Raw genomic sequence first — 12699 nt, 5'->3', positions numbered from 1 at the left:
TTGTGCCGTATTTTTATTATTCTATGCAGTTTCAACAGAGTCAACTTACCCGCTCTACTCAGTTTACAGTACGCGAGCACGGCTTTTTTGTAAGCCAGCGCGATGGCCGGGGGCAAGTCGATATCGCCGTCGAGATACCTTACGAAGAGTTACTTCCTATTCGCCTGGAGTACCGCAACCAAGTGCCGCGGCAGATGTTGCCGCTGGCCGCCTTTGCCTTTATTTTCTGGATTCTGCATCTGGCTCGCCCTTGGCTGGATGCTGGCCGCCTGCCAGTGACCGATGATGTCCTGGCCAATTCGTGGCTGCTTACGATGGGGGCGGGCGTGTGCTTGCTTATGCTGAGCGTGTATGCCTGGCGGCATTGGTGGCACCAGGCCATCTTGCACACCGGCCGCTTGCAGCTAGTGCTGGCCGACCACCCGCGCGACCGCCAGCAGTTTCGCGATTTTACGCAGAGGCTAGACGCCCACACGAAGGCTTACCTGCGCCAGGAGTACGGCGCCATTAATCCGCTGGGCTACATCGAGCCGCAGCTGCGCCGCGTGGCTTGGCTGCGCGACCTAGGCGTGCTCAGCGTCGCCGAGGCGCGGACGCTTAACACCCGTCTCACGGGTCGCGTTTCGGAGCGCTCTATTCGCAGCATGGGCCAACGGCTCGAACCGCTGTACGTCAACTAAGACCGCAGATTCAAACGAATTTTTCGGACTGACCCGATACGTCTGCCTACTTAGGTTGGCCTTTTTGGGTTAGCTCGGCGATAACATTTGCGGGCAGATAGCGCGTAAGCGGAGGGTACTTATTTCCTTTTGCTATGAGCATCTCCCTCAATAAAGCGGCCGTTACGTTTGCCAAAGGCCTGATTAAAGACGGCAAAATCAAGAACGACGAAGGGCACTGGGGCCAGCACAATCCCGGCGCAAAGGAAGAAAACGCTTTTCTTCAAAAGCACGAGATAGACGAGTACGCCCAGTGGCACCTAGGTGAGGATAAAAGCCAAAATGAGGATAACAAAGGCCGTTATAAGTTTCCCTATGGCGACTTCAAAACGGTGCATCGCGATGGCCTTATTGCCGCCAAGGAGCGCGCCGCCCAGCAAGGCTACCACGACATAGAGAAGGCTGCCGACGAACTGCTGCAAGCGCTGGAGAAAAAAGCTGCCTAGGGTCCTAGAGCGGTAGATTCGCCAAGCCTTTGGCTGAAGCAGTTACTATTCGCAAGAAGAATTTCTACGGCGTCAGTTGACTCGGCTGCACATCATGAAAAAAGGCCGCCCAGTTGGGCGGCCTTTTTTGCATCCTCAAATTCCGCGTTAGCGGATTCATCGGGCTTAGCTTATTGAAACGGCTTAGCTTCGGGGCCGAATGCACTGCCGGCCACTTCGCGGCCTACGCCACCCTCCGAGCCATCACCGCCTTCGCGGGGACCCGTGGCGCTAGGCACATAGTTAGCGTCAGCCGAACGGGCGTCGTCGTAGCGCTCGGCCAAACCCGGAATCTCCTCGCGCAGCGAGTCGATGAGCTGGTCGAAGCGCTGCACTAGGCCACGCAGGTTTTTGGTGAGCTCGCGGGCCGTGCCGCTGAGCTGGCCACCTTGGCTCTGGTTGCTGCTGGGCACTTCCGACAGCGGCGTGTACAGGTCGATAGCAGCGGTGAGAGCATCAACGTGCTCGTCGGTTACGCCGTTGTTGGCCAGCAGCGGGCGCACGCCATCGGCAGCCGAGGCTATTTCATTGAGGGCCGCCAGCAGGTCGGGGCCGTGCAGTGGGTCAAGCTGGTCGGGGGTGTAGCTAGCAGCCTTGGCAATGGCGGGGTTAGGCACGGTACCTTGGAGGGCGCGCAGGCCTCGCACGAGGCGGCCGGCAGCTTCTTCGGCGGCATGCTCGGCCCGGTCGCGGGCATCGCTGTACTCAGCGCTGCCTTGGCCACCCTGGCGGCTGGCTACTTCATCAATCGCTTGCAGGTAGGCATTTAACTGCTCAAAATCGGCCACGGCGGCGGGGTTGCGAGCTTCCCACTGGGGGCGCTGGTCGGTGAGTACCCGGTACAGTTGGCGGGCCATTTTGGCGTAGGATATTTCGCGGTCAGTCATGACGGAAAAGGTCAAAAAGTTAGGATGAGAATACCTGCCTATACTGCCTAAAGCGCCATGCCGTTGCGGGATATAAAAAAACCTGGCCGATTTTCGGCCAGGTTTTTAGTTCTGTCAGTGCAGTTTGGCTTAGCCGAGGGCCGTCACGCCGGGCAGCTCCTTGCCTTCCATAAACTCAAGCAGAGCGCCGCCACCGGTAGAGATGTAGCTCACGCGGTCGCCGTAGCCGAGCTGCTGCACGGCCGCCGCCGAGTCGCCGCCCCCGATGAGTGAGTAGGCGCCGGCCGCCGTGGCGTCGGCAATGGCGCGGGCCACGTACTCGGTGCCCACCGCGAAGTTGCTCATCTCAAACACGCCCATTGGGCCGTTCCACAAGATGGTTTTCGAGTCCAAGATGATGTCCGAGAAATCCTCACGGGCATCGGGACCTAGGTCGAGGCCCATCCAGGTGTCGGGGATGGCGTGGTTGGCGGCCACGTCGGTGTCAGCGTCGTTGGCAAATTTGTTGGCGATGATGCTATCGCCGGGCAGCACCAGGTTCACGCCTTTCTCTTTGGCTTTCTCAATCAGCTGCTTGGCCAGCTCCACCTTGTCGGCTTCGAGCAGCGACGAGCCCACGCTGCCACCCTGCGCCACGGCAAAGGTGTAGGCCATGCCGCCGCCAATGAGCAGGTTATCAACCTTATCGAGCAGCTTCTCAATAATGAGGATTTTATCCGAAATCTTGGCCCCGCCCATGATGGCCGTAAACGGATGCTCGGGGTTTTCGAGCACCTTCTGGGCGTTGTCGAGCTCGCCTTGCAGCAGGTAGCCACCCACGCGGTCTTGGGGCGCAAAGTATTGCGCCATCACGGCCGTAGAGGCGTGGCGGCGGTGCGCGGCGCCGAAGGCATCGTTCACATACACGTCGCCGAGCTGGGCCAGGCGCTGGGCAAACGTCTCGTCGCCGGCTTCCTCTTCTTTGTGAAAGCGCACATTATCAAGCAGTAGCACTTGGCCAGGCTGCAGGGCCTGGGCCATCCCTAGGGCCTCCATAGAGAGCACGTCGCCGCCCCACAGCACCTCGCGGCCATACTCCTGCTGCAGGCGTAGCACGAGGCTTTCGAGCGAGTATTTCTTTTCGTAGCCGCCCTTGGGCCGACCCAGGTGCGAAAGCAGCACCACGGAGCCACCGTCGGTAAGAATTTTCTTGATAGTAGGCGTAGCTGCCCGAATGCGCGTATCGTCGGTGATGTGCAGGTCTTTATCGAGCGGCACGTTAAAATCGACACGCACCACGGCGCGGCGCCCGGCGAAGTTGTAGTTAGCGAGGGTGTTCATTGAAAAGAGAGAAAAGAAGTGATGTAATGAGGCAAAGGTGCAGCTTGGGGCGAGCCGCCCTCTGCTTACCGCAGAAGGGGCAGTGAGGTTGAGGCGGTGGCCATTTGCCACTGCCCCAGGCGGCGGCGCACGGCCGGCACGCGCCGCGAAAGTACGCGGGCGGTGGTAGCTGCGCGTATCTTTCGCCGGGGCGGCCGGGCTCGGCAACCCTAGGCAAGTACTTAAAAACGGCAGCTTGGCTGCCTTAGCTAGTGAGCAAGCTACTAGAAATCTGCGCGGCGTCGCTGCCGTCGGCCGTGGCGGCGCAGGCGGGCGGCGCCCACCGCATTGAGCTGTGCCAGAACCTGGAGCAGGGCGGCATCACGCCCTCCTACGGCCTCATTCGGCAGGTATTGGCTGAGGTAAGCCTGCCGGTGTTCGTGCTGATTAGGCCTCGGCCGGGTGGCTTTGTGTACAGCGCCGCCGAGCTTGCCATCATGCGGGCCGACATTGCACTGTGCCACGACCTAGGGTGCGCCGGCGTGGTGCTGGGCGCCCTCGACGCGGCCGGCCACGTGGCCCTGCCCGAGTGCCAGTCGCTCATCGAGCAGGCCGGGCCCCTTGGTGTCACGTTTCACCGTGCCTTCGATGCCTGCGCCGACCAAAGCCAAGCCTTAGAAGATATTATCGGCCTAGGGTGCCAGCGGGTGCTCACCTCGGGCGGCCAGCCCTCGGCCGAGGCGGGCCAGGCTCAGTTGGCCGCGCTGGTGGCCCAGGCGGCCGGCCGCATTCAGATTATGCCCGGCGCTGGCATCACGGCCGGTAATGTGCAGACGCTGGCAGCCCGTACCGGCGCCCAGGAGTTTCACGCCAGCGCCAAGCGCGAGCTGCCGCCCGACCCAGCGGCAGGCCTATTTGCGGCGCCCGAATGGCAAACCGACGCCGCCCTGGTCGCCGAGCTAGTGGCTAGCCTCGCATCGTGAGCCTTATCGCGGCAGCCCTACTCCGCCGCCGCGCTTCCTTACCTTTGTAGCACTTATGAAAGTTGGTATTTTCTTTGGTGGCACCTCGCGCGAGCGGGAAATTTCCTTTGCCGGCGGGCGCACCGTTTTCGATAATCTGGACAAGGGCTTGTTTCAGCCCGTACCCATCTTTGTAGATAGCCTAGGGCACTTCATTCTGCTCGACTGGCAATACTTATACAAGGGTACCATCCGCGACTTTTACCCGCCCGCGGAGGCCTACCCAACCAGCCGCCACCCCTGGCAGCTTTACCTCGAGAATCTGGGCGAGCTGACCGACGAAGCCCTGAATGACCTCATCAGCCGCGTAGGCCGCCGCGTAGAAGCCAGCGAGCTACCTAGGCTCCTAGATTTTGCGTTCCTGACCCTACACGGGCCGGGCGGTGAAGACGGCGCCATTCAGGGTCTGCTCGAGTGGCTGGGCATTCCGTACTCGGGCTCGGGCATTCTATCCTCGGCGTTCGGCATTGATAAAATCGCGCAGAAGAAACTGCTCAAGGCCACTGGCTTGGCTACGCCTGATTTCTACGTGCTTACGGCAGCAGATTGGGATACGGCCGACCCGGCAGCGCTGCTTTCCATGCTGGGCCGCGAGCTAGGCTTGCCGCTTGTTATTAAAGCGCCGCACCAGGGCAGCAGCATTGGTATCGGCATCGTACGTGAGGAAGACCCGGCGCAGTTTAAAGCCGCCGTGGAGCGTGCGCTGTTTCGGCGCACGCTAGCCAAAGCCGAATGGAAAAATCTGGACGAAAACGGCCGTCTAGCCTGGGTGCGTCAGCTGGCTGACATCCGCGAAGGCATTGGTATGCCGGTGCAGGTAATACTTCCACCAACCATTGATATTCCGGAGTTGCTAGGTGCGGTGGAAAAGCCTATTTACAATCCGGAAGAGTTGCTTACTGTTATTGAGCATTCCTTTTTTTGGGATTGCAAAACAGTAACCATCCAGAGCCTCACTGGCGAAACGCAAGTCCTCATCGAGCAATTCGTAGCCGGCCGTGAGTTCAGCTGCATTGTGGTCGAGGATGAGAATGGGGCGCCACTGGCCCTCCCCCCCACCGAGATTGTAAAAGGTACCGAAGTCTTCGACTACCGCGCCAAGTATCTGCCCGGCTTGGCCCGCAAGGTCACGCCCATCGACCTACCCGAGGCCGACATCGAGCGCATCCGGCAGGAGGCGCAGAAGATGTTCGCCACCTTCGGCTTCGAGGTCTACGCCCGCCTAGATGGCTTTATTCAGGCCGATGGCACCATCTTCCTCAACGACCCAAATACGACGAGCGGCATGCTGCCCGCGTCGTTTTTCTTCCACCAGGCCGCCGAGATTGGCCTGAACCCTAGCCAGTTCCTCACCTATATCATCCGCACTTCGCTGGCCGCCCGGCGCCGCGCGGGCTTGAAGCCGGTGCAGCTAGGAGCGCAGTTGGCGCAGCTCGACAAGGCCATCGCCGGCCGCCACGGCGGTACCGACGAGCGCATTCGCGTGGCCGTGATTATGGGCGGCTACTCCTCCGAGCGGCACATCTCGGTGGAGAGTGGGCGCAACATCTACGAGAAGCTGAGCAGCAGTACCAAGTACCGGCCTATCCCGGTGTTTCTGGCGGGCAGCAGCGAGGAGTTCCGCCTCTACGAGTTGCCCATCAACGTGATGCTCAAGGATAACGCCGACGACATCCGTGAGAAAATAGAACAAGCCGAGGCGGGCCACGCTGCCCATCCAGTGCTGGCGCGCATTCGGCAAGAAGCTAGCGGCATCACGGGCACCTACGCAGGGCAACCGGTGGCTGCCCCGCGCCGCCTGTCATTTGAGGAGCTAGCCGAAAAGGCCGATGAAGTGTTCATTGCCCTGCACGGCCGGCCCGGCGAAGATGGCGCCTTGCAGCAGGAGCTCGAAAAGTATGGCCTGCCCTACAACGGCTCAGGCGCAGCCAGCTCGGCCGTGACCATCAACAAGTACGAAACCAACCGCCGCCTGCGCGAGGCCGGTCTGCGTGTGGCAGAGCACCGCCTGGCCTACCGCCTCGAATGGGCCGCCGACCCCGAGGCTTTCTACCGCAGCCTGGAGGCCGAGTTTGGCTACCCCTTCATCGCCAAGCCAGCCGATGATGGCTGCTCGTCGGCGGTGAAAAAAATAAAGACCCGCGCTGAGCTCGAAGCCTTCAGCCAGCAGATTTTCCGCACCCAGGAGCCCTTGCTCACTGGTCCGGCTGAGGTGTTGCACCTAGGGTTCAAGGAGGAGTTTCCGCAGAAAGACGCCTTCTTGGTCGAAACGCTCATCGGGCCCGATGGGGCGGCGCATTTCCTCGAAATCACGGGCGGCCTGCTCACGTCGTACGATGAAAGCGGCCAGCTGCACATCGAGGTATTCGAGGCCAGCGAGGCCCTGGCTACCGGCGAGGTGCTGAGCTTGGAAGAGAAATTCCTGGCCGGTGAGGGCCAGAATATTACACCCGCCCGCTACGCCCCCGACCCCACCGAGCGTCAGCGCATTTCGGAGGAGGTGAAGCGCACGCTGCACCAAGTGGCCGAGATTTTGCACATCGAGGGCTATGCCCGCATCGACGCCTTTGTGCGGGTGCGGCAGTCGGGTGCCGTGGAGGTGCTCATTATCGAAGTAAACTCGCTGCCTGGCATGACGCCCGCCACCTGCATTTTCCACCAAACGGCGCTGGCCGGCTACACGCCCTACCAATTCATCGACCGTATTCTGGATTTTGGCAAGGCGCGCGCGGCAAAAGCTTCTGTTACAGAATAAATAACCACGCTCGTCATGCAGAGCGCAGCGAAGCATCTCGCGTGGCGCAGTAACTAACAACGTAAAAATTTACTGCGTCACGCGAGATGCTTCGCTGCGCTCTGCATGACCTTTGCACCCTATGTCTTTCTTTAAATCTGATACCTGGTTCGACGTTTTCAAGCACCTAGCCGTCATTGCGGTGCTGGGCGCGGGGTTGGTGCTGGGCTTTTTCTATGTGTACCTGCCCCTGACCACGCACCACGGCGAGACCATCGTGGTACCCAAAATCACGGGTATGAACCTGGCCGACCTCGAAAACTACCTCGACCAGCGCAACTTGGCTTATTACGTCGATGACAGCAGCTACTCGGCCGGCACGCGCCCCCTCACAGTGCTAACCCAGGAGCCCGCACCCGGCGAGAAGGTGAAAGAAGACCGCAAAATATACATTTCGGTGGCTATGCGCCGCCCGCCGGTTATCAAAATGCCCAAGCTCACCGAAGGCTCGGTGAAGAACGCGCAGCTGATTCTAAAAAGCTACGACCTAGAAGTAGGCCAGTTAAAATATGTACCTGACTTGGCCCAAAACATGGTGCTGAAGCAGCAGTTGAACGGCCAGGATATTGCGCCCGGCGCACCTATCGCCAAGGGCAGCAAAGTAGACCTGATAGTGGGCGACGGCCAAGGCAATCAAGACTTTGCGGCGCCTACGCTAACTAATATGCCTGAGGACGAGGCCCGTACCTTAATCGCCGGGCAAGGCCTCCAAATGGGCGAAGCCTTCAAGCAAGCCGCTACCGACGGCCAAACGCCCGGCACCGTGGTGCGCCAGCGGCCGCTGCCGGGCACCCCCATTCGCATGGGCCAGCTGGTAGACCTGTGGATAGCGGAGTAATAGCCGAGTGGCAGGTAGCAACAAACAATTATCGGGCTGGCCAGCAGTTAAAGAAGAGCACGTGTAGCGAAAATCCGTAAACGCCAGCAGACTCAGCGCGGCGGGCGGATTTTTAAACAGCTTCGCTAGCTGCTAATTGGTTATTACACTCCTTGCTACTTAGTACTTATGCGTCTTCGCTTACTGGCTCTTTCCCTGCTACTGCCGTTTGGGGCATTGGCGCAACTTATTACGGGGCCTTTGCCCGCCGACCCCGTGCGGGTGGCTACGGCAGCCACGCCTGCAGCCGGCACGGCTGCCCAACGCACCACAGCGCTGACGCTGCCTTTCTTCGATGATTTTACCACGCCACTAGAGGGTCCACCTAGCGCTACGCGCTGGCTGGGTGCCACTACCGCTTATCCCAACCTAGGGGCCACTGTTCGCTACCTAGGCGGAGGCAGCTATGTCAGCAACCGCTACGCGGCAAACCCACTCACGCGGGGCACGCTCACGCTGGATGGCCTGCGCAGCACTGGCCTACCCTACACGACCAGCCAAGCGACGGCCTACGGCCAAACTGATACGCTGACTTCGCAAGTCATCGACTTATCGGGAGTGACGGCAGCTAGCAATGTATACCTGAGCTTCGCCTGGCAGGCGGGCAGCTTGGTGGGCACGCCCTCTAGCAACAGTAGCAGCTCCCCCGTGAGCCTAACGCTGGAGCTACTCGACAACACCGGCCGCTGGCAGGCGGCGTGGTCGTACAGCAGCCGCGGGGTTGTTACGCGGTTTAAACAGCAGATTTTGCCACTCAACCAAGCCGCTTACTTGCACAGTGGCTTTCAGTTTCGCTTTCGGGCCAGCGGCAGCCGCACGCTCAACACCGACTTGTTTGGGCTGGACTATATCTACCTGAACAGCAACCGCACGGCCAGCGATACCACGTTTCAAGACATTGCCACCAGCCGGGGCCTAGGCAGCCCACTGCGCCCCTACACGGCCATGCCGGTGTGGCAGTATGCGGCCGCCACCGCCGCGGGCACTTCTCCCCTCAACCCTGCCCTGACGGCTACCCTCAATAGCCTTACGGCCCCCTTGACTACGCCTACGCCCGTGAGCTGGGTAGGCACCGTGCGCGAGCTTACGGCCGGCGGCGCGGCCGCAGCTACTTGGCTCACAGCCGGCCGGCCCATTGTAGCCGCTGCTCGCCAGGAGCTTGTGCAGGGCGATGTTACTACGGCACCACTGGCTGTGTCGGGCACCGTAGCGCGGCGCTTTCGCTACCAATTGGCACTGCTCACCAACGAAACAAACCCTCTAACGCTGCCCAATGATACCATCAGCCGCGACCTAGAGCTGGGCAACTACTATGCGTATGACGACGGCACGGCTGAGTTTGGTATTGGCTTACCCGCCAACAACAATAATCCCACGAGCTACCTAGCCCTGCCTTTCACTACTAGCCAAGCCGACTATGTAAAGTCGATTTTGATAGCGCCGATTTTCAATAACATCTCGCTGACGGCTGGGGGCGAAAACAACGAGAATCGCTCCATCACCATCGCCGTGTGGGCCGACAACAACGGCAAGCCAGCTAACACTCCGCTGGCTACGGCCACGGCCACGCTTACCAATCCGCTACCCGCCGGGCAAACGTTTATAGAAGTCCCCTTTACGGCGCCGGTGCCTGTGTCGGGCCGCTTCTACGTGGGCTACGGTCAGGCATCGAACGGGCGATTTTTACTCTACGGCCTCGACCTAAACAACCAATTACCAGCTAATACGGTGTATGTCAACACCCGGGGCACAACCATTGCCGACCCCTGGACCGCTGAAACCCCGCAGCCCACTGGCGCCCCTATGATACGGCCCGTTATGAACCGCACGGTACTGGCCACCCGCGGGCAGCAAGCTATTTCGGCCGCATTCACCCTCTACCCCAACCCCGCCCTCACTGGCACCACCGTGGCTGTAGATGGACCTAAGTTTAGCCGGGCCGCGCTGCTCGATGTACTGGGCCGCCCGGTGTGGCAGCAGCCCACTGCCGAGGCCGGGCAAGCTACCCTGCGCCTACCCGCGGGCCTGGCAGCCGGTGTATACCTGATGCAGCTAACTTTGCCCGATGGCAGCACGGCCACGCGCCGGCTGTCCTTGCAATAAAACCGACCCTAGGTCACTTATCCTAGCCGCTTTCAGCTTCTACGCTGTTTTTACTGGCTTGCTCAACCCTTTCTACGCTATGGCTGATATCAGCATCACCGAATTGAAACAGCGCCTGCAAGCCGGCGAAACTCCTACCATCATCGACGTACGCGAGCCCTGGGAGGTGGAGGAAAGCCGCATTCCTGGCAGCCAGAATATTCCGCTTGGCACCCTGCCCACTAAGCTGGATGACCTAGAAGACCTGAAAGACCAAGAAGTAATTGTGCATTGCAAGAGCGGCGGCCGCTCGGCTTCTGCCAAAGCCTTTCTCACACAGCAAGGCTTCACCAACGTGCGCAACCTGGAAGGTGGTATGCTGGCTTACGGCAGCTAAGCCATGGCTTAAGCTTGGTAGCCAAGCTACTTTAGCCCTAGGCGGCCATCGGGCGCGTAGACCAATTTGCCTAGCTCGACTAGCGTGCGCAAGGCGGCCGTAACGGTGGCCGCCTCGGTGCTCGGATAGCGAGCCACTACCTCACGGGGCAAGAGCGGCGCGGGACGCACTAACTCCAGCAACCCGGCTTGTAGCCCGGCAGCGTCTATGGGCGCTTGCCGGGCTTTTTTGCGGGCTAGGCACACGTCGCATACCCCGCACGCCGGCGCGTCGGGCTCAGCAAAATAGTCGAGCAAGAGCTGCTGACGGCAGCGCGTGGTGCTGGCCGCGTACTCAATCACGGCCGTGGTCTGCTGCTCGGTGAGCTGGCGGGCGGCTTTGAGTCGGCGCTCATCGAGCGGCAGTTGGGGTGCGTCGTAGCGGGGCGTGGTGAACATGGCCTGCGGCAACTCGCGCCGGGGCTGGTAGTGCAGCACCCCGGCCGTGTGCAGGTAGCGCAGCTGGCGCACTACATCGGTGGTGCTCTGGCGCAGGTGCCGGCTGAGGGCGCTTTCCGAAATGGCCTGAAAGCCTACGAACAACTCGCCGCCATACATCCGCAGCAGGGCCTTGATGAGTAGGTCGTGCTGCGCGTTGGCGACTTGAAACAGGTATAAATCCTGCTGATTGCTAATGAGCTGCACGCGGGCGGGCTGGTTTACGGCCTCGGTGAGCTGCACAAAGCCCTGCTGCTCTAGCATCTTGAGAGCATGGTGCGCATCCACGGCTTTGAGACGGTACGTCTCGGCAAACAACCCTAGGTCAAAATCGAAGGCCACTAGCTCGCCACCGCCTACCGCCGTACGCGAGTAGTTGGCCAGCGCTTGGTACACGCGGCGCACCACGTCGGGCGGCGGGTGGGCTAGTTGCGCCTGCCGCCGCAAGCTGTCGGCATCGGCGGGGCCACTGAGCAAGACCGCAAAGGCGTAGAGGCCATCGCGCCCGGCGCGACCGGCCTCCTGGTAGTAGGCCTCTAGGGTAGCTGGTGCATCGAGGTGGGCCACCACGCGCACATCGGGCTTGTCGATACCCATGCCAAAGGCATTGGTGGCCACAATAATGCGCGTTTTGTCAGTTAGCCACGCTTCTTGCACGCGGGTGCGCTGCTCGGCGGGTAGGCCGGCGTGGTAGGCAGCGGCGGGCAGCTTTTGCTGCACCAGCCAGGCGGCCGTGTCCTCGGCTTGGCGGCGGGTGCGGGCGTACACGATGCCAGTTTTGCCGGGCCCTACCCCTCGCAATACCTCAAGCAGGCGACGCAGCTTGTCCTCGGTGTGCAGCACCGAATACGAGAGCTTGGGCCGAGCAAAGCTCTGGGTGAAAATGCCGTAGCCGGGCCGGAAGCTCAGCTTCTCTACAATGTCTTGCCGCACCTGCCCGGTGGCGGTGGCCGTGAGCGCAATGCACGGCACCGTGGCCGGCAGCAGCGCCCGCAGCTCGGCAATGCGCAGGTAGGGCGGCCGAAAATCGTAGCCCCACTGCGAGAGGCAGTGCGCTTCGTCGATGGCCAGCAGCCCCACATTCATGCGGGCCAGCCGCGCCCGAAATAAGTCGGTCAGCAGCCGCTCAGGCGACACGTACAAGAACTTTATTTCTTTGCTGTACACACAGTTGTCGAGCGTTTGGTCGATTTCCTGGTGGCTCATGCCCGCAAAGACTGCTTCGGCTTTGATGCCCCGCTTGCGCAGGTTTTCCACTTGGTCGCGCATCAGCGCAATGAGCGGCGACACCACGATGCAGATACCCGGCCGTGCCAGTGCTGGCACCTGAAAGCAAATACTTTTGCCGCCGCCCGTGGGCAGCAGGGCCAGCGCATCGCGGCCATTTAGTACCGCCGTAATGATTTCCTCCTGCCCGGGCCGAAACTGCTGATGCCCCCAGTGCTGGCGCAGGAGCGCGAGCGGGTTGGTTTCGGACGGGGCAAGTGGCATAGCACAAAGGTATCACTGCCCGTACCAGTCTATGGGGGCTGGGCAAGAACACCGTGCTACCTTGCCCGGTAATGCGCCTAGGCGACTTTTATAAATACTTCAAAGCTAGTCTTCTGGCGAAATGAAGGCCAGCGTACTCACTGCTTGCGGCGCCGGCACGTATAGCAGAG

10 protein-coding genes are annotated in these 12699 nt (G+C 60.8%); 7 read left to right on the top strand and 3 right to left on the bottom strand.

All coding sequences use genetic code 11. From position 1 onward, the window contains the following. The first annotated feature begins 23 nt into the window (after window positions 1-23). Window positions 24-680, top strand: coding sequence for a hypothetical protein (locus FNT36_RS20710; protein WP_144851642.1), 657 nt, complete (start codon window positions 24-26; stop codon window positions 678-680). A gap of 134 nt (window positions 681-814) precedes the next feature. Beyond that, window positions 815-1165 (top strand): hypothetical protein, encoded by a 351-nt coding sequence (locus tag FNT36_RS20705; protein WP_144851640.1) that lies wholly within the window; start codon window positions 815-817, stop codon window positions 1163-1165. Between the two features lie 170 nt (window positions 1166-1335). Here FNT36_RS20705 and FNT36_RS20700 read toward each other — a convergent pair whose 3' ends face one another. Further along, window positions 1336-2091, bottom strand: a complete 756-nt coding sequence (locus FNT36_RS20700; RefSeq protein WP_144851637.1) for a hypothetical protein — start codon at window positions 2089-2091, stop codon at window positions 1336-1338. Window positions 2092-2220: 129 nt separating this feature from the next. Beyond that, window positions 2221-3411, bottom strand: a complete 1191-nt coding sequence (locus tag FNT36_RS20695) for a phosphoglycerate kinase (protein WP_144851635.1) — start codon at window positions 3409-3411, stop codon at window positions 2221-2223. A 251-nt stretch (window positions 3412-3662) separates the two neighbouring features. Between FNT36_RS20695 and FNT36_RS20690 the strand changes: the two genes are divergently transcribed. The 5 genes from FNT36_RS20690 to FNT36_RS20670 all read left to right on the top strand — a co-directional run bounded on the left by FNT36_RS20690 (window position 3663) and on the right by FNT36_RS20670 (window position 10562). Then, on the top strand, window positions 3663-4373 hold the full coding sequence (locus FNT36_RS20690; RefSeq protein ID WP_144851633.1) for a copper homeostasis protein CutC: 711 nt from the start codon (window positions 3663-3665) through the stop codon (window positions 4371-4373). A 55-nt stretch (window positions 4374-4428) separates the two neighbouring features. Continuing rightward, complete coding sequence (locus FNT36_RS20685) at window positions 4429-7167, top strand: D-alanine--D-alanine ligase family protein (RefSeq protein WP_144851631.1); 2739 nt, start codon at window positions 4429-4431, stop codon at window positions 7165-7167. A gap of 121 nt (window positions 7168-7288) precedes the next feature. Then, entirely contained in the window at window positions 7289-8044 is a 756-nt protein-coding gene (locus tag FNT36_RS20680; protein ID WP_144851629.1) for a PASTA domain-containing protein, read from the top strand. 168 nt (window positions 8045-8212) lie between these two features. Then, window positions 8213-10186, top strand: coding sequence for a T9SS type A sorting domain-containing protein (locus tag FNT36_RS20675; protein WP_144851627.1), 1974 nt, complete (start codon window positions 8213-8215; stop codon window positions 10184-10186). A 79-nt stretch (window positions 10187-10265) separates the two neighbouring features. Next, on the top strand, window positions 10266-10562 hold the full coding sequence (locus FNT36_RS20670) for a rhodanese-like domain-containing protein (protein WP_144851625.1): 297 nt from the start codon (window positions 10266-10268) through the stop codon (window positions 10560-10562). Between the two features lie 26 nt (window positions 10563-10588). Here FNT36_RS20670 and FNT36_RS20665 read toward each other — a convergent pair whose 3' ends face one another. Then, entirely contained in the window at window positions 10589-12529 is a 1941-nt protein-coding gene (locus FNT36_RS20665; protein ID WP_144851623.1) for a RecQ family ATP-dependent DNA helicase, read from the bottom strand. Window positions 12530-12699: the final 170 nt, after the last annotated feature.

The sequence above is a fragment of the Hymenobacter setariae genome (assembly GCF_007713685.1).
Taxonomy (GTDB): Bacteria; Bacteroidota; Bacteroidia; order Cytophagales; family Hymenobacteraceae; genus Hymenobacter; species Hymenobacter setariae.
Note: the sequence above shows the minus strand (reverse complement) of the source record. Positions and strands in the feature narration are given on the sequence as shown.

Excerpts from the sequence above, each read along its gene's own strand:
- FNT36_RS20700 (WP_144851637.1), bottom strand. The coding sequence starts at position 2,091 with ATGACTGACCGCGAAATATCCTACGCCAAAATGGCCCGCCAACTGTAC.
- FNT36_RS20665 (WP_144851623.1), bottom strand. The coding sequence starts at position 12,529 with ATGCCACTTGCCCCGTCCGAAACCAACCCGCTCGCGCTCCTGCGCCAG.
- FNT36_RS20670 (WP_144851625.1), top strand. The coding sequence starts at position 10,266 with ATGGCTGATATCAGCATCACCGAATTGAAACAGCGCCTGCAAGCCGGC.
- FNT36_RS20705 (WP_144851640.1), top strand. The coding sequence starts at position 815 with ATGAGCATCTCCCTCAATAAAGCGGCCGTTACGTTTGCCAAAGGCCTG.
- FNT36_RS20685 (WP_144851631.1), top strand. The coding sequence starts at position 4,429 with ATGAAAGTTGGTATTTTCTTTGGTGGCACCTCGCGCGAGCGGGAAATT.
- FNT36_RS20695 (WP_144851635.1), bottom strand. The coding sequence starts at position 3,411 with ATGAACACCCTCGCTAACTACAACTTCGCCGGGCGCCGCGCCGTGGTG.
- FNT36_RS20710 (WP_144851642.1), top strand. The coding sequence starts at position 24 with ATGCAGTTTCAACAGAGTCAACTTACCCGCTCTACTCAGTTTACAGTA.
- FNT36_RS20680 (WP_144851629.1), top strand. The coding sequence starts at position 7,289 with ATGTCTTTCTTTAAATCTGATACCTGGTTCGACGTTTTCAAGCACCTA.
- FNT36_RS20675 (WP_144851627.1), top strand. The coding sequence starts at position 8,213 with ATGCGTCTTCGCTTACTGGCTCTTTCCCTGCTACTGCCGTTTGGGGCA.